Genomic DNA, 16,029 nt, shown 5'->3' with positions numbered 1-16,029 from the left:
TGTGGGGATGTGGGGGAGCAGAGGGGCGAGGGAGGGGAGGAGCCGGGGAGGAGCCGGGGCTCCTCCCCGGCCGGGCGTGGGGCCGGGTGCGGGCTACTTGATGTCGCGCTGCTTCGGCACGACCACGCCGAAGCGGTCCTGGATCGTGGCGAGCGCGGCTTCGTGCACCTGCTGGGCCGGGATGCCCCGCGGATTGCCGTTGACCGGGAGCGGGCGGGTCGCGGAGGCGTCGCCGACCACGGTCGGGCGGTAGCCGTGATAGACGGCTCCCTCGGTGGTGAACAGGGTGCACATGTGGGTCATGAACCCGGCGATGATGACGTTCTTGCGGCCGGTCTTCTTCAGCACCGCGTCGAGGTCGGTGTCGTGGAAGCCGTTGGGGACGGCCTTCTCGACGACCGTCTCGCCCTTGGCGGGCTTGAGCGCCGGGATGATCTGTCCCGCCTTCGACTTCAGGTCGTAGCCCTTCTCCACGATGTGGACGACGGGCGTGTGCGCCGCGCGGGCCCGCTCCAGGAGCGCCTCGGTGTTCTTGACGGCGGCGCGCCAGCCGGTCAGCTCCATCGGGCCGCCGGTGTACACGTTCTGGTAGTCGACGAGAACCAGCGTGGCGTCGGACAGCTTCGCGGGCGTCTCGTCCAGCTTCATCAGCTGCCGCAGCGTCGTGGTGTCCTCGGCGTGGTTCGTCGCGGCGGGCTTCTTGCCGCCGTCGGCGCGGGTGGCGGCCTCGGAGTCGCCGCCGCAGGCCGACAGCGTGACGGCGAGCACGGCGGCGGCGGCCAGCGCGGCGGCCGGACGGAGCAGCTTCATCAGACGATCTCCTTCTGCGTGCCGACCACGACGCCGTAGAGGTCGGCGATGGTGGCCAGCGCGCTGTAGTGCACCTGGCAGGCGTCGAGGTCGGTGCCGGCGACCGGCAGCGAGCGGGTCGCGGTGGCCTCGGCGACGACGGTCGGCCGGTTGCCGTTGAGGAACGCGCCCTGGGCGGTGAACGCCACGCACATGTGGGTCATCCAGCCCGCGATGACGACGTCCTGGCCCTCCTTGAGGTGGGTGTCCAGGTCGGTGCCGACGAACGCGTTCGGGGCCTGCTTCACCACGACCGGCTCACCGTCGACCGGGGTGAGCTTCGGGTGGATCTGGCCGATCTCCGCCCGGATGTCGTACGGGGTGCCCTCGCCGCCGTCGTTGATGACGTGGACGACCTTGGTGCCGGCGGCGCGCGCCCGGGACAGCAGCTGCGCGGCCGCGTCGAGGGACTTCTCCCAGCCGTCGAGCTCCATGACGCCCTGGGTGTAGGTGTTCTGGAAGTCGATCAGGATCAGCGTCGAGTCGGCCAGCGTCGCGGGCGTCTGGTCGAAGCCGTTCAGCTCGCGCAGCGTGGTTCGGGACATGGGTGTACCGCCTTCAGGAGTTGCGTGGGAGAGGCCGGCCCGCGGTGTTCCACCGGGCCGCGTTCACCACGCTATGACCCCGCTGTGACGTCGGCAATGACGTCTAACATGCAGATACCGACATGCGCGGGGTGGCGGGACGTGCGGCTCGGGCGGTTCGGGTCGGTGCTCGCCGGGCCCGGGGCGCTGGGCCCGTGGGGCGGCTCCGGGAGTGGATAGGCTCCGGTCGCATGAGCGAGATACGCCCCTGGGCGCAGGGCAAGTTGACCGACCGGCCCGTCGCCGTGATCGCCGTTCTCGGTGACCTGCTCGTGTGCGCCGTGGTGCTCCTGATGGCCGTCGGCGTCATCGGCCATGACCCGACCACCCGGGCGGAGGAGACCACCGCCTGGCAGTCCGCCGGGAAGCTGTATGTCGGCTGGCTGGTGGTGGGTGCGGTGTCCTTCGCCGTGCTGCGGATGCCGAGGGCCCTGCTCGCCCACGTGTCGACGATGGTGCTCGCGCCGGTCGTCCTGATCGGTCTGGTGCTCCTGCCCGGTCTCGGTGGATGACGGTGCACCCGGGTGCGGGGCGGCACGCGGCCGCTCCTCGCCTGTCATCACTCTCGGTTACTATGCTGCCTTTTACACGGTGGACTAGATGAATGGCCTGGGAACATGCTGAAAGAGGTCCTTGCCACCCGCTACGTCACGCCCTTGCGTGAGGGCGGTTCGCTGCCGGGGCTCGTCGAGGCGGATGATCTCGGCACGTACGTCATGAAGTTCACCGGCGCGGGGCAGGGGCGCAAGACGCTCGTCGCCGAGGTGATCTGCGGGCAGCTGGCGCGGCGGCTCGGGTTCCGGGTGCCCGGTCTGGTCGCGCTCGACCTCGACCCCGTGATCGGGCTCGGTGAGCCCGACACCGAGGTGCAGGGGCTGCTGAAGAACAGTGGCGGCATCAACCTGGGGATGGCGTTCCTGCCGCGGGCGCTCGGCTTCGACCCGCTCGCGTACGCCGTCGACCCGGTCCAGGCCGGGCGGATCGTCTGGTTCGACGCGCTCATCAACAACGTCGACCGCTCCTGGCGGAACCCCAACATGCTCGTGTGGAAAGGCGAGTTGTGGCTCATCGACCATGGCGCCTCCATGATCTGGCACCACAACTGGCGTGGCGCCCCGGCCTGGGCCGGCAAGCCGTACGACGCCACCGACCACGCCCTCGCCCCCTTCGGGCCCGACCTCGCCGCGGCCGCCGCCGACCTCGCGCCGCGCGTCACCGAGGAGCTGCTCGCCGAGGCGGCGGCCGACGTGCCCGATGTGTGGCTGACCGACGAGCCCGGGTTCGACACTCCGGACGCCGTGCGCCGCGCGTACGTGGAGACCCTGCTCGAACGCGCCCCGGGCCTTCATGAACGGATTTACCTGCCCAAGGGCGCCGCCGCGACCGCACCCCGGGCCACGGGCTGGATCACGTACGAAGGAGCCGGCCGATGAGCGAGCGTGAGACCCGCGACGTCTTCGAGTACGCCCTGCTGCGTGTGGTGCCCCGTGTCGAACGCGGCGAGCAGATCAACGCCGGGGTCGTCGTGTACTGCCGCGCCCGGTCCTACGTCACCGCGCTCACCCATCTCGACGAGGCGCGGCTGCTCGCCCTCGACCCCGAGGCGGACGTGGCGGGGGTGCGGGCCCTGCTCGGCGCCGTCGAGCGGCACTGCGCCGGGGGAGCGGGCGCCGGACAGGCCGGTGCGGACGACGCCGGGCGGCGCTACCGCTGGCTCGTCGCGCCGCGCTCGACCGTGGTGCAGCCGGGGCCGGTGCACACCGGTCTGACCAGCGATCCGGAGGCCGAGGCGCACCGGCTGCTCACCCTTCTGGTGCGCTGAGTGATCAGAGGCACCCGGTGGGTACGTTGACACCGGGTGTCAGGACTTCTAGCGTCACACGCACAGGGTACTAAGCGGTTGCTCAGCGACTTCCCAGCCGAGCAGCCGACCTCTAGGGCGAGGAGACCGAAGAGCATGTCCACCACTGAGCAGCGCGTAGCGATCGTCACCGGAGCCGCGCGCGGCATCGGCGCCGCCACCGCGATCCGTCTGGCCGAAGAGGGCCGCGCCGTCGCCGTGATCGACCTCGACGAGGCCGCCTGCAAGGACACCGTCGAGAAGATCACCGCCGCCGGTGGCAAGGCCCTCGCCGTGGGCTGCGACGTGTCCGACGAGGCGCAGGTCGAGGCCGCCGTCGCGCGCATCGCCGAGGAGCTCGGCGCCCCGACCATCCTGGTCAACAACGCGGGCGTGCTCCGCGACAACCTGCTGTTCAAGATGAGCGCCCTGGACTGGGACACCGTCATGAACGTGCACCTGCGTGGCGCGTTCCTGATGTCGAAGGCCGTCCAGAAGCACATGGTGGACGCCAAGTTCGGCCGCATCGTCAACCTGTCCTCGTCCTCGGCGCTCGGCAACCGCGGCCAGGTCAACTACTCCGCCGCCAAGGCCGGTCTGCAGGGCTTCACCAAGACCCTGGCCAAGGAACTCGGCAAGTTCGGCGTCACCGCCAACTCCGTCGCCCCGGGCTTCATCGTCACCGACATGACGGCGGCCACCGCCGAGCGCGTCGGCATGGGCTTCGAGGAGTTCCAGGCGGCCGCCGCCACCCAGATCCCGGTGCAGCGCGTGGGCCGTCCCGAGGACATCGCCAACGCCATCGCCTTCTTCACGGGCGAGGCGGCCGGCTTTGTCTCCGGCCAGGTCATGTACGTGGCCGGCGGACCGCTCAACTAAGGCTGGGGACAACGGACATGACTGAAATCTCGGGCAAGGTCGCCCTCGTCACCGGCGCCAGCCGGGGCATCGGCTACGGCATCGCCGAGGCGCTCGTCGCGCGCGGCGACCGCGTGTGCATCACCGGCCGCGGTGAGGACGCGCTCAAGGAGGCCGTGGAGAAGCTCGGTTCCGACCGCGCGATCTACGTGGCCGGAAAGGCGCACGACGAGGCCCACCAGGCCACCGCCGTCGAGCGCACCATGGAGGCGTTCGGCCGCGTCGACTTCCTCGTCAACAACGCCGGTACGAACCCCGTGTTCGGCCCGATCGCCGAGCTCGACCTCAACGTCGCCAGGAAGGTCTTCGAGACCAACGTCGTCTCGGCGCTCGGCTTCGCGCAGCAGACGTACCGGGCATGGCAGAAGGAGAACGGCGGCGCGATCGTCAACATCGCGTCCGTCGCCGGGGTCTCCGCCTCGCCGTTCATCGGCGCGTACGGCATCAGCAAGGCCGCCATGGTCAACCTCACGCTCCAGCTGGCGCACGAGTTCGCGCCGAAGGTGCGGGTCAACTCGATCGCCCCGGCCGTCGTGAAGACCAAGTTCGCCCAGGCGCTCTACGAGGGCCGGGAGGCCGAGGCCGCGGCCGCCTACCCGCTGGGCCGGCTCGGCGTGCCGGAGGACATCGGCGGCGCCGCCGCGTTCCTCACCTCGGCCCAGTCGGACTGGATCACCGGGCAGACGCTCGTCGTCGACGGCGGCATCTTCCTCAACGCGGGCGTCGCCTGACGCGTCAGATTCTGGGCGTCAACAGACAAACCTCTCGCAGCTCAAGTGCCCCGCCGGATCAGGTAGTTGATCCGGTGGGGCACTGCGATATGGTCTGCCGATCCCCATGGCATGGCCGAACGAGGAGCGTGCGCGTGTTCAGACGGTTGCTTGCCCCCCGCGTGTTGGCGGCGACTACGTTCATACCCCTGCTGGCCGGGTGCGGGGTGGTGAACGCGAGCGACTCCGAGGACGAGAAACCGATCGTGGTGGGCACCACCAGCGCGCCCAGCACGCTGGATCCCGCCGCGTCCTGGGACGGCTCGTGGGAGCTGTTCCGGAACGTGTACCAGACGCTCGTCGCCTTCCCCTCCGGCGCCGCCCAGCCCGAGGCGGACGCGGCCGAGTGCTCCTTCAAGGGCACCGGCAACCGCCTGTACCACTGCCGGCTGCGGGAGGACATGACGTTCTCCGACGGGGACACCCTCGACGCCGCCGCCGTGAAGTACTCCATCGACCGGATCCGGACGATCGGGGTCAAGGGCGGCCCCGAGGGGCTGCTCGGCAGCCTCGACCGCGTCACGACGCAGGGCGATCGTGATGTGACGTTTCATCTGAAGAAGGCCGACGCCACGTTCCCGTACGTGCTCGCCACCCCGGCCATGTCGATCGTCGACCCCGACGACTACCCGGCCAAGTCCGTCCGCACGGACCGCGAGGTGTCCGGCTCGGGCCCGTACACGCTGAAGTCCTACAGCCCCGGCGACAAGGCCGAGCTGGTCAAGAACGACGCGTACAAGGGCTTCGCGGACCGCAAGAACGCCGCCGTGACGATCCGCTACTTCACGTCCTCGTCCGACATGGTCGCCGCCCTGCGGTCGAAGAAGATCGACGTCACCTTCCGCGGTCTCGCCGCCTCCGACGCGGTGAAGCTCCAGGACAAGAAGAACGACAAGGACCTCCAGCTCGTCGAGGGCGCGGGCATGGAGACCAGCTACCTGGTCTTCAATCCCCAGGACCCGTGGGTGGCCAAGAAGGCGGTGCGCCAGGCCGTCGCGCAGGTCGTCGACCGGGGCGCCATCGCCCACACCGTGTACCAGGACACCGTCAGCCCGCTCTACTCCATGGTCCCGGCGGGCCTCGTCGGGCACACCACCGACTTCTTCAACGACTACGGCGAGCCGAGCGCGGCCAAGGCCGCGCAGATCCTCTCCAAGGCCGGCATCCACGAACCCGTACCGCTCACCCTCTGGTACACCACCGACCGGTACGGGTCCGCGACCAAGCCCGAGTTCGAGGAGCTGAAGCGGCAGCTGGAGGCGTCCAAGCTGTTCGAGGTCAAGCTGGAGAGCCGGCCCTGGAACACCTTCGAGGCCGGATACCGCAAGGGCGAGTACCCGGTCTTCGGGCGCGGCTGGTTCCCCGACTTCCCCGACGCGGACAACTTCATCGCCCCCTTCGTGGGCGAGGAGAACGCGGTGGGTACGCCGTACGTCTCGCGGGAGATCACCGACGAGCTGCTGCCGCAGTCGCGCCGGGAGAGCGACCGCGGCGCGGTGGTGCGCCAGTTCGCACGGGCCCAGCAGATCATGGCCGAGGACGTCCGGCTGCTGCCGCTGTGGCAGGGCAAGCAGTACATCGCCGCGAGCGAGGAGATCGCCGGCGGCGAGCGGGCCCTCGACCCGTCGACGATCATGTTGATGTGGGAGCTGGAGCGCAAGACCAGCTGGTAGCGGGGGCCGGTCCGGATTGTCAGTGGCCGCCGGTAGGTTCTTGGGTGTCGATGCGGCCGTGCGTGTCATGACGGCGCGCGCGGCTGTGCAAGTGCTCGTACCCCGGAGGTTGTTGACGTGACCGACACCGCGATGCTGCCCGAGTCCTGGCGCGGCGTCCTCGGCGAGGAACTCCAGAAGCCCTACTTCAAGGAGCTCACCGAGTTCGTCGAGGAGGAGCGCGCCCAGGGTCCCGTCTACCCGCCGCGCGAGCAGGTCTTCGCCGCGCTCGACGCCACACCGTACGACCGGGTCAAGGTCCTCGTCCTCGGCCAGGACCCCTACCACGGCGAGGGCCAGGGGCACGGCCTGTGCTTCTCGGTGCGCCCCGGGGTGAAGACCCCGCCCTCGCTGCGCAACATCTACAAGGAGATGCAGGCCGAGCTGGGCACCCCCATTCCGGACAACGGCTACCTGATGCCGTGGGCCCAGCAGGGCGTCCTGCTGCTGAACGCGGTGCTCACGGTGCGGGCCGGAGAGGCCAATTCGCACAAGGGCAAGGGCTGGGAGAAGTTCACGGACGCCGTGATCCGCTCCGTCGCCGACCGGCCCGACCCGGCGGTCTTCGTGCTGTGGGGGAACTACGCGCAGAAGAAGCTCCCGCTCATCGACACCGACCGGCACATCGTCGTGAAGGGCGCGCACCCCTCGCCGCTGTCCGCGAAGAAGTTCTTCGGCTCGCAGCCCTTCACGCAGATCAACGAGGCGGTGGCGGCCCAGGGCCACGAGCCGATCGACTGGCGCATCCCGGACCTCGGCTGAGGCCGCGCCTGCCCTGGATCGCCGTCGGCGGCGGCTAGCGTCGGAAGCCGTGACCGGTGGGCGAGCCGGTTTCCGAGCTTGGAGGCACCCTTGGCACAGCAGCGCGAGCAGGCGGCGGACGACGCGCTGCCCACCCGGATCGGGCAGCTGGTCATGCTGCACCACGCCGGAGACCGCGAGGAGGCGAGGGACCGGCTCCTCGGTCTGTGGGCGGACCTGGGCGAGGACGGCGACCCGCTGCACCGCTGCACGCTCGCGCACTACCTGGCCCGCACCCAGACCGACCCGTCCGACAAACTGGCCTGGGACCTGCGGGCGTTGACGGCCGCCGACTCCTGCGCCGAGCCGCGGTCACTGGCGCTGCGGGCCCTGTACCCGTCGCTGCATCTGAGCCTGGCGGGCGACTATGTGAAGCTGGGCCGCCCCGGTGCGGCCCGCGGCCAGCTGACCCGGGCGCGCGCCGCGTCCGCCGCGCTCGGGGACGCGGCGGACGACGGACACGCGGTCGGGGTCCGGGCCGCGCTGACGCGGCTCCAGCGGGAGATTGCGGGGCTGCCCGACGGGGACGCCGATGAGGGCGGAGGGCACGGCCGGCCCGGCGGGGAGCCGCTCGGGCCGCCGCGGAGCGGTTCTTGACGGGGCGATGAGGAGACGGCTTCAGCTGCCGTACGTGTCCTTGCAGATGGTCGCCTGAGGGCTGTCCGGGGACCAGCCTCCGTACTGGCGGCCGAGGGCGCAGACGTCGGTGTTCGGCGGCGGCGCCGGAACGGCGGGGCGGTCGATCCGGGGCGCCCTGGTCCGCGCGGGGGCGACGGGGTCCGGCGCCTTGCGCGGGGCGGCCGGTACCGCGTGGTGCGCGGGAACGCGGGGTGGCTCGGCGGGCCGCTGGACGGCGGGGGAGCGGTGCGGGGACGGTTCGGACCGTTGCAGGGCCTCGCGGGCGGGCCCCTGCACGAGCGGCCGGTCGGCGGAGTGGCCCTCCGGGCGCGGCGCGGGAGCCGTGGCGGACGGGGTGGGCGCGGCCGGAGCGGGCGGCGCGCTGACGCTCACACATCCCGAGGCGGTGACAGCGGTGACGGCCGCGGCCGCCGCCGTCAGCAGAAGCGTGGCTGAGCTGGTGGTTCTGAGCACCCGCGCCACTCTGGTGGACCTCGGGGCGGTGGCGGAACCGGAATCGGCGAGGTTGCCCCACACGGGTGAAGAGGCGGGCCGGGGTGAAAGGGTGGAGCGCCCCGGCCCCGCCGTATGCTGCCCAGACGCACACCACGGGGACGCACACAGAGGAGTACGGGACGTGAAGGTCGGCTGCATCGGACTCGGCGACATCGCCCAGAAGGCCTATCTGCCCGTGCTCGCCGCACAGCCCGGCATCGAGCTGCATCTGCAGACCCGCACCGCCGCGACCCTCGCGCGCGTCGCCGAGCAGTACCGGGTTCCGGCCGCTCAGCGCCACGCCGACCTGGACGCGCTGCTCGCTCAGGGGCTCGACGCCGCGTTCGTGCACGCGCCGACGGCCGTGCACCCCGAGATCGTGACGCGGCTGCTCGAAGCCGGGGTCCCGACCTATGTCGACAAGCCCCTCGCCTACGAACTCGCCGACTCGGTACGCCTGGTGGAACTCGCCGAGGAACGCGGGGTCAGCCTCGCCGTCGGCTTCAACCGGCGTTACGCGCCCGGGTACGCGCAGTGCGTGGAGCATCCCCGCGAGCTGATCCTGATGCAGAAGAACCGGGTCGGGCTCCCCGAGGAGCCGCGCTCGATGATCCTCGACGACTTCATCCATGTCGTGGACACCCTGCGCTTCCTGGTGCCCGGCACGATCGACGACGTCACCGTCCGCGCCCGGGTCGAGGACGGTCTGCTGCACCATGTCGTGCTGCAGCTCGCCGGGGACGGGTTCACCGCGCTCGGTGTGATGAACCGGCTCAGCGGGTCGACGGAGGAGATCCTGGAGGTCTCCGGGCAGGACACCAAGCGGCAGGTCCTGAATCTCGCCGATGTGGTCGATCACAAGGGGCAGCCGTCCGTGCGGCGGCGGGGGGACTGGGTGCCGGTGGCTCGGCAGCGGGGGATCGAGCAGGTGGCGTTGACGTTCCTGGACGCCGTGCGGGACGGGACGGTGGTCAGCGGGCGGGATGCGCTGGCTACGCATGAGTTGTGTGAGCGCGTTGTGCGGGGCGTTCTGGGCTGAGACCGGTCCGTCGTCGTCCCCGGGCCGGTGGGGGCTTCTCGCGCAGCCCCGCGCCCCTGAAACGAGCTCCGCTCGTCCAGGGGAGGCTGCGCGCAGCGCATGCGTCAGGGGCGCGGGGAACTGCGCGAGAAGCCCCCACCGGCGTGTGCGTGGGGCGGGAGGCTGCGGTGGCGGAGGCGGCGGGCGGCTTCCGTTGCGCCCAGGACCAGCAACACCGCCCCGGCGACATGCACCGGCCAGTCGCCGAAGCGCACGTACAGCGTCGTGCCGTGGGCGGTCGGCGCCGCGTACACCCGGGCCGTGCTCGACGACGTACCGAGCCACGGGCCGACCCGTGAACCATCGGGGCCGTACACGGCGGAGACCCCGGTCAGGGTGGCGTGCACCATGGGCCGCCCGCTCTCGGCGGCCCGCAACGCGGCCAGCGACGCATGCTGCTCGGGCGCCCAGCTGTGCTGGAACGTCGAGGTCGACGACTGCGCGAGCAGCACCTGAGCACCGTCCCGGGTCAGATTCCGCGTCATGTCGGGGAACGCCGACTCGAAGCACACCAGCGGCCCGAACCGCAGCGCCCCGGCGTCCATGACGACCTGGTGCGTCCCGCGCCTGCGGTCCTCGCCGGCCGCCTTGCCCACCGAGGTCGCCCAGCCGAGCAGGGACCGGGCGGGCACGTACTCGCCGAACGGGACCAGGCGCATCTTGTCGTAGTGCGGGCCGGTCGGACCGTCGCGCCCGATCAGGACCGAACTCTTGTAGATGCCCCCGGAACGGCGCGCGTCCACGTTGACCAGGAGGTCCGCGTCGACGAGCCGGGACAGCGCGGCGAGCCGACGGGCCAGATCGGGGCGCGCGGCCAGATCGAAGCCGACGCTGCTCTCGCCCCAGACGACCAGGTCGACGTCCCGCCCCGCGAGCCGCCGGGTCAGCGCCTCCTCCCGGTCGAAGCGTCGCTCGGCGCCGACGATCGTCCCGGCCTGCACGACGGCCACCCGGGCGGTGCCGTCGGTCTGCGGGCGCGGCGCCCAGGCCGACGCGGCGGTGGTCACCGCGACCGTCGCGACGAGTCCGGCCACCGCCGGGGTGCGGGCGCCGCGCGCGATCACGAGCAGCGTCACCGCGGTGTTCACGACGACCACGAGCAGGCTCAGCAGCCACACCCCGCCCACCGAAGCGAGCCGCAGCGCCGGGCCGACCTGCCACTGACTGGAGCCGAGCATCCCCCACGGGCCGCCCAACCCCTGCCAGGACCGGACCAGTTCGATCATCAGCCACGCCGAGGGCACCGCGACCAGCGCGGCCACGGACTGCCGCGGCGACGGCCGGTCGTGCAGCAGCCGGTGCAGCAGCCACCCCCACGGCGCCCACAACGCGCCGAGCAGCGCCGCGAGGACGACCGTGAAGACATGCAGGCTGGGCAGCAGCCAGTGGTGCACCGCCAGCATGAAGCCGAGGCCGCCGAGCCAGCCGTCCAGGGCGGCGCGGCGCGGCGTCGGCGCCGAGCGCGCGAGCAGCATCCAGGGGACGAGGGCCACGTACGCCAACCACCACAGCGCGGGCGCGGGGAACGCCGGCGCGGGCAGCGCGCCCGCCCCGGCCGCCGCGGCCCCGCGCCACCAGGGCGATGTCCCGAGCCGCTGCCACCGTCCCCGCATCCGCCGCGCCTCCCACCTCGTACGACTGCCGCCGTCACCGGTCACGTGCCCTCAGTGTGCGCGTCGGCGGCGATCAACGACAGTGGGCACCGCCCGGCTCACACGCCGGTGGCCGACCGCTGCGGAGCACGCCGCCACTTCTCGTGCACGGTCACCCGGTGCATCCGCCAGCCCACGGGCGTACGGACGAGCCCGAACGCGTACCGGCCGCCGCACACGAAGTCCGGCGCCCCGCCCTCGTCCGCGCCCGTGAACCGCATGGGGTTGATGTAGTCCGCCTGGACCACGGCCGTGTCGCCGACGTCCCGTTCCAGACGGCCGAAGCGCACGCGGCGGTTGACGATCAGGTGCTGGCGCATCGGGAACAGCTCCATGGTCCGGGTCAGCCACTGGGCGATCTCCTCGGCGCCGCCCTCCTCACCGCCCGCCGCCCGGTAGTCGGCGCGGCCGTCCGGCGCGAACAGGGCGCGGTACGCGACCCAGTCCCCGTCGTCCACGGTCACGGCGTAGTCGGTCACCAACTCGTCGACGGCGAGCCGGTCGAGGACGGTCGCGAGTTCCACACGCTGCGTCATCGAGTCAGTGTCGAGCCCCCGGCGCGCACAGCCAAGAGGCGTGCGCCAGGTCGCTGTTACCGTCACCCCATGTCAGAGGAGCCGAACACCCCCGTACCCGGGCCCGTCACCGCCGACGACGTCGCGCACGCCGTCCGGATCACCGTCGACGCGCTGAGCGCCGCGACCGGGGCCGACTGGCACGTCCCGGCCGGACCGCTGGAGTGGACGTGCTGGGAGACCGGCGAGCACCTCGCCGACGACCTCTTCGCGTACGCGGCCCAGATCGGCTCGACCCGGCCGCTCGCCGACGCGTACGTGAGCTTCGGCTTCTCCCGGCGCCGCCCGCAGGGGCCCGCCAACACCGTCACCGCGGAGCCGGAGGCGGGCCCCGCCGGACTGCTGGGCGTGCTCGAGGCGTGCGGCGGGCTGCTCGTCGCCGTGGTGCGGGCCACCCCCGCCGACGCCCGCGGCCATCACGTCTTCGGCGCCGCCGACCCCGAGGGCTTCGCCGCGATGGGCGTCGTCGAGACGCTGCTGCACGCCCACGACATGGCGCTCGGCCTCGGCGTCCCCTTCGAGCCGCCCGCCGGGCTGTGCGCCCGCTCCCTGCACCGGCTCTTCCCCGACGCCCCCACCGCCACCGAGCCCTGGCCGACGCTGCTGTGGGCGACCGGACGCGGTGATCTGCCGGGCCGCGAAAGGGTCGGCAAGTGGCGCTGGTACGGTGCGCCTCGCGCGACCTGATCAACGCCAGGAGGCTCGTTTGACCCGCCCCATCACGCTCGTCACCGGCGGCAGCCGAGGCATCGGCGCCGCCACGTCACTGCGGCTCGCCCGGGACGGCCACGACGTCGCCCTGTCCTACGTCCGCGACAAGGACGCCGCGCTGCGCACCGCGGACACCGTGCGCGCGGCCGGCGCCCGCGCCGTCGTCCTCCAGGGCGACACGTCGCAAGAGGCCGACGTGGAGCGGCTGTTCGACGAGGCGCAGGCCGAACTGGGCCCGCTCACCGGCCTGGTGAACAACGCCGGTGTCACCGGCCCGTTCGGCCCGCTCGTCGAGGCACGCACCGAGGACCTGCGCCGGATCGTCGACGTCAACGTCCTCGGCGTGCTGCTCTGCTGCCGCCGCGCCGCCCGCGACATGGCCGCCTCGGGCGGTGGCGCCGTCGTGAACCTGTCCTCCGCCGCGGCGACCCTGGGCAGCCCCGGCGACTACGTCCACTACGCCGCGTCCAAGGGTGCGATCGACACGCTCACCGTCGGCCTGTCGAAGGAACTCGGACCGGCCGGCATCCGCGTCAACGCCGTCGCCCCCGGCATCATCGACACCGAGATCCACGCCAGGGGCGGCGACCCGGACCGGGCCGAACGGATGGCGGGCGGTCTTCCGCTGCGCCGGGCGGGCACGGCCGACGAGGTCGCCGCGGCGATCGCCTGGCTGCTCTCGGCGGACGCCGCGTACACGACGGGTACCGTGCTGCGCGTCGCGGGCGGACGCTGACCGGACGGGTCCGGGTCACGCGGCCTTGACGACCTCGGTGCGCGTGGCCTGGGCCCACTCCGTGACCAGAAGCTCGTACTGCGCACGCTGCTCGGCCGTGAGCCGCCCGCCCGCGCGCAGCCACAGTCCCCGGATCTGCTCGTTCACTTCCTCGGCGGACCGGGCAGGCTGGGGTGCGGCAGGTGGCATGTGCCAAGGCTAAGCGCGCGACGACCGAATGTGAACCCTGAGCGAGCGGTCGACTGCGTCAAGTGATCGTTTGTGGCAGGGAGTTGGCGATCAGTTGAGCAAGCCCTTGCGGAGCTGAATGGTCAACTCCTCATCCATGCCCAGATGTTCGTTGACGTACCCCTGCACGCTCCCGAACTGCGCGGACAGGTCCGCGAGGAACAGCCGCATGATCGTCTCGGGGGCGCGGCCGAAGCCGGGCCAGCTCGGCTCACGGCCCTCGTGCGCCGCCTTCCAGTCGGCGAGGAGGCGGTCCCTGGCGCGTTCCGTCAGAGCGAAATCGGCCGCCACGTCGTCCTCGTGCACACCGAGCAGGACGAGGACCAGCGCGGCGAGCAGGCCGGTGCGGTCCTTGCCCGAGGCGCAGTGGAAGACCAGCGGTTCCTCGGCGGACGCGATCAGGGCGAGGGCCTGCCGCAGTTCGGCGGCGCCGTCGTGGGCGACCTCCAGGTAGCGGTCGGCGAGATGGCGCCACGGGTCGACGTCGGCCGGGATCACCGCCTGGTCGTACGGGCGGTGCTCCACGCTGAGATTGACCCAGCTCTGACCCGGAACCTCGGGCGCCCGGCCGTTCGCGGCGATCTCCCACGGATAGCGCAGGTCGATCACGGTGCGTATGCCGAGGCCGGTGTATCTCTCCCAGTCGGCCCGCCCGGGATCGTCGCCGGAGGCCGGGGTCAGTTTCGACAGCGCGTCGGAGCGGTACAGCCGTCCCCGGCGGACGGTACGGCCGTCGAGGGTGCGGTAGCCGCCCAGGTCACGGAAGTTGTGCAGACGGGCGAAGGCCAGGTGGCGTGTCATGCGGGTGAGGATACGAGCAGCGCCGGGACCACCCGCGTGGCGAGCAGGGTCAGGGCGTCGGCGTCCGGGGTGCCCGGCTCGGCCGTGTAGACCATGACGCGCAGATCGTCGCCCGCGACCGTCAGGGTGTCGCAGTCCAGGGTCAGCGGGCCCACCTGCGGATGGTCGACGGTCTTGCGGGCCGCCTCGTGCGGTCCCACCTCGCCCGCGTCCCACAGCGCGGCGAACCGCGGACTCCGCGCGCGCACCTCGGCGACCAGCGCGGACAGCTCCGGGTCGGCCGGGTAGCGGACGGCGGTCGCCCGCAGGTCCGCGACGAGGGCCGCCTCCATCGCGCGGCGCTCCTCGGGACTCTGCCGCACCCGGCCGGGCGGGCCGAGGAACGTCCACCAGACGCCGTTGCTCCGGTGCTCGCGCCACTGCGGGCGCTCGCCGAGCAGCGCCGTGTAGAGCGGGTTCGCGAGCAGCAGCGTCCACGCGGCGTCGAAGACCGCGACCGGTGTCCCGGCGAGCCGCTCCAGGAGGCGGTGCACGCTCGGCGTGAGCGTGCCCGGCACCCGGTCCCGGCCCGGCGGCACCAGGCCCGCGAGCCGGAACAGGTGCTCGCGCTCGGTCCCGGAAAGGCGCAGCGCGCGGGCCAGCGCCGCGACGACCTGGTCCGAGGGGTGACTGGCCCGGCCCTGCTCGAGCCGGGTGACGTAGTCCGCGGAGATCCCGGCGAGCAGCGCCAGCTCCTCGCGGCGCAGCCCGGCGGCGCGCCGCTGCCCCACGGGCGTGAGCCCGGCCGACTCGGGCCGGACGCGGTCCCGCCAGCGCCGCACGGCGTCCCCGAAGTCGTTGCTCATGCCCCCACTCTGCCCCCTCGCGCGCGGATCTTCCTGGTACCGGCAGTCCCAGGAAGACGGGACGGCTGGCTGGACGGGACGCTTCGCCGGAGGCTTGACCCATGACCACGACACTCATCACCGGGGCGAACAAGGGCCTCGGCCGCGAAACCGCCCGCCGCCTCGTCGAAGCAGGACACACCGTCTACATCGGCAGCCGCGACGCCGAGAAGGGCCGCCGCGCCGCCGAGGAGCTGGGCGCCCGGCACGTCGTCATCGACGTCACCGACGAGGACTCCGTCACCGCCGCCGCGGCCACCATCGAGGCCGACGGCGGTCTGGACGTACTGGTCAACAACGCCGGCATCGAGGGCCGCACCGCCGACAACGGCATCGTGGCCCCCGCCGACGAGACCGTCGACACCCTGCGTCCGCTCTTCGAGACGAACGTCTTCGGCACGCTCCGCGTCACCCACGCCTTCCTGCCGCTGCTGAACCGTTCCGCCGCGCCCGTCATCGTGAACGTGGCCAGCGGTCTCGCCTCGATGGCCCTGATCGCCACCCCGGACGCGCCCGCCGGCTTCTACCCGGGCATCGCCTACCCGGCCTCGAAGACGGCCGTGAACATGCTGACCGTCCAGTACGCGAAGGCGTTCCCGAACATGCGGATCAACTCCGTCGAGCCGGGTTTCACCAAGACCGACCTCAACGGCAACTCCGGCACCCAGACGGTCGAGGAGGGCGCCGAGGTCATCGTCCGTATGGCGCAGCTCGGCCCGGACGGACCGACCGGCGGATTCTTCTCCGCCTCGGGGCCCCTGCCCTGGTGAATCCGGC

20 protein-coding genes are annotated in these 16,029 nt (G+C 72.1%); 12 read left to right on the top strand and 8 right to left on the bottom strand.

The features are described 5' to 3' along the window. Positions 1-93 precede the first annotated feature (93 nt). Both K377_RS14230 and K377_RS14225 read right to left on the bottom strand, forming a co-directional pair. Positions 94-810 (bottom strand): cysteine hydrolase family protein, encoded by a 717-nt coding sequence (locus K377_RS14230; protein WP_111663661.1) that lies wholly within the window; start codon positions 808-810, stop codon positions 94-96. Next, positions 810-1,394 (bottom strand): cysteine hydrolase family protein, encoded by a 585-nt coding sequence (locus K377_RS14225; protein WP_111663660.1) that lies wholly within the window; start codon positions 1,392-1,394, stop codon positions 810-812. The genes K377_RS14230 and K377_RS14225 overlap by 1 nt, the downstream gene beginning before the upstream one ends. Before the next feature lie 230 nt (positions 1,395-1,624). On the opposite strand from K377_RS14225, the gene K377_RS14220 reads away from it, so the two are divergent. From K377_RS14220 to K377_RS14185, 8 genes are all read left to right on the top strand, one after another. Continuing rightward, a complete protein-coding gene (locus tag K377_RS14220; protein ID WP_111663659.1) occupies positions 1,625-1,945 on the top strand; it encodes a hypothetical protein in 321 nt (106 codons plus the stop codon). Positions 1,946-2,050: 105 nt separating this feature from the next. Next, positions 2,051-2,866: a HipA family kinase gene (locus tag K377_RS14215; protein WP_111663658.1), complete on the top strand. Its 816-nt coding sequence runs from the start codon at positions 2,051-2,053 to the stop codon at positions 2,864-2,866. Continuing rightward, a complete protein-coding gene (locus K377_RS14210) occupies positions 2,863-3,255 on the top strand; it encodes a DUF3037 domain-containing protein (RefSeq protein WP_111663657.1) in 393 nt (130 codons plus the stop codon). The genes K377_RS14215 and K377_RS14210 overlap by 4 nt, the downstream gene beginning before the upstream one ends. 135 nt (positions 3,256-3,390) lie before the next feature. Then, complete coding sequence (gene fabG / locus K377_RS14205; protein WP_111663656.1) at positions 3,391-4,152, top strand: 3-oxoacyl-ACP reductase FabG; 762 nt, start codon at positions 3,391-3,393, stop codon at positions 4,150-4,152. Between the two features lie 17 nt (positions 4,153-4,169). Continuing rightward, the gene (locus K377_RS14200) at positions 4,170-4,922 is read left to right on the top strand and encodes an SDR family oxidoreductase (RefSeq protein ID WP_111663655.1); all 753 of its coding nucleotides are present in this window, start codon (positions 4,170-4,172) and stop codon (positions 4,920-4,922) included. A gap of 89 nt (positions 4,923-5,011) precedes the next feature. Next, on the top strand, positions 5,012-6,634 hold the full coding sequence (locus K377_RS14195) for an ABC transporter substrate-binding protein (protein WP_111663654.1): 1,623 nt from the start codon (positions 5,012-5,014) through the stop codon (positions 6,632-6,634). 117 nt (positions 6,635-6,751) lie between these two features. After that, a complete protein-coding gene (locus K377_RS14190) occupies positions 6,752-7,435 on the top strand; it encodes a uracil-DNA glycosylase (RefSeq protein WP_111663653.1) in 684 nt (227 codons plus the stop codon). A gap of 90 nt (positions 7,436-7,525) precedes the next feature. Next, positions 7,526-8,071: a hypothetical protein gene (locus K377_RS14185; RefSeq protein ID WP_111663652.1), complete on the top strand. Its 546-nt coding sequence runs from the start codon at positions 7,526-7,528 to the stop codon at positions 8,069-8,071. Positions 8,072-8,092: 21 nt separating this feature from the next. On the opposite strand, the gene K377_RS14180 is transcribed toward K377_RS14185, so the two are convergent. Beyond that, entirely contained in the window at positions 8,093-8,566 is a 474-nt protein-coding gene (locus tag K377_RS14180) for a hypothetical protein (protein ID WP_258395035.1), read from the bottom strand. A 163-nt stretch (positions 8,567-8,729) separates the two neighbouring features. On the opposite strand from K377_RS14180, the gene K377_RS14175 reads away from it, so the two are divergent. Beyond that, positions 8,730-9,626: a Gfo/Idh/MocA family protein gene (locus K377_RS14175; protein ID WP_111663650.1), complete on the top strand. Its 897-nt coding sequence runs from the start codon at positions 8,730-8,732 to the stop codon at positions 9,624-9,626. 104 nt (positions 9,627-9,730) lie between these two features. On the opposite strand, the gene lnt is transcribed toward K377_RS14175, so the two are convergent. Together lnt and K377_RS14165 are read right to left on the bottom strand one after the other, a co-directional pair. Next, the gene (lnt, locus tag K377_RS14170) at positions 9,731-11,278 is read right to left on the bottom strand and encodes an apolipoprotein N-acyltransferase (protein ID WP_111663649.1); all 1,548 of its coding nucleotides are present in this window, start codon (positions 11,276-11,278) and stop codon (positions 9,731-9,733) included. A 98-nt stretch (positions 11,279-11,376) separates the two neighbouring features. Continuing rightward, entirely contained in the window at positions 11,377-11,853 is a 477-nt protein-coding gene (locus tag K377_RS14165) for a nuclear transport factor 2 family protein (protein WP_111663648.1), read from the bottom strand. Positions 11,854-11,922: 69 nt separating this feature from the next. On the opposite strand from K377_RS14165, the gene K377_RS14160 reads away from it, so the two are divergent. Continuing rightward, positions 11,923-12,579: a DinB family protein gene (locus tag K377_RS14160; protein ID WP_111663647.1), complete on the top strand. Its 657-nt coding sequence runs from the start codon at positions 11,923-11,925 to the stop codon at positions 12,577-12,579. A gap of 19 nt (positions 12,580-12,598) precedes the next feature. Beyond that, positions 12,599-13,339: an SDR family oxidoreductase gene (locus K377_RS14155; protein WP_111663646.1), complete on the top strand. Its 741-nt coding sequence runs from the start codon at positions 12,599-12,601 to the stop codon at positions 13,337-13,339. A 15-nt stretch (positions 13,340-13,354) separates the two neighbouring features. Here the strand turns inward: K377_RS14155 and K377_RS41665 are convergent, their stop codons facing one another. The 3 genes from K377_RS41665 to K377_RS14145 all read right to left on the bottom strand — a co-directional run bounded on the left by K377_RS41665 (position 13,355) and on the right by K377_RS14145 (position 15,213). Beyond that, the gene (locus K377_RS41665; RefSeq protein WP_181512562.1) at positions 13,355-13,528 is read right to left on the bottom strand and encodes a hypothetical protein; all 174 of its coding nucleotides are present in this window, start codon (positions 13,526-13,528) and stop codon (positions 13,355-13,357) included. Positions 13,529-13,618: 90 nt separating this feature from the next. Then, positions 13,619-14,368 carry a tyrosine-protein phosphatase gene (locus tag K377_RS14150; RefSeq protein WP_111663645.1) on the bottom strand — a complete coding sequence of 250 codons (750 nt, stop codon included), beginning with the start codon at positions 14,366-14,368 and terminating at the stop codon, positions 13,619-13,621. After that, positions 14,365-15,213, bottom strand: coding sequence for a helix-turn-helix transcriptional regulator (locus K377_RS14145; RefSeq protein WP_111663644.1), 849 nt, complete (start codon positions 15,211-15,213; stop codon positions 14,365-14,367). Before K377_RS14145 ends, K377_RS14150 begins: the two co-directional genes overlap by 4 nt. Before the next feature lie 101 nt (positions 15,214-15,314). Between K377_RS14145 and K377_RS14140 the strand changes: the two genes are divergently transcribed. After that, a complete protein-coding gene (locus K377_RS14140) occupies positions 15,315-16,022 on the top strand; it encodes an SDR family NAD(P)-dependent oxidoreductase (protein ID WP_111663643.1) in 708 nt (235 codons plus the stop codon). Positions 16,023-16,029: the final 7 nt, after the last annotated feature.

Origin of the sequence: Streptomyces sp. PsTaAH-137, from assembly GCF_003259365.1 — a bacterium.
Lineage (GTDB): Bacteria > Actinomycetota > Actinomycetes > Streptomycetales > Streptomycetaceae > Streptomyces.
This window is presented reverse-complemented; position numbering and strand designations above follow the sequence as displayed.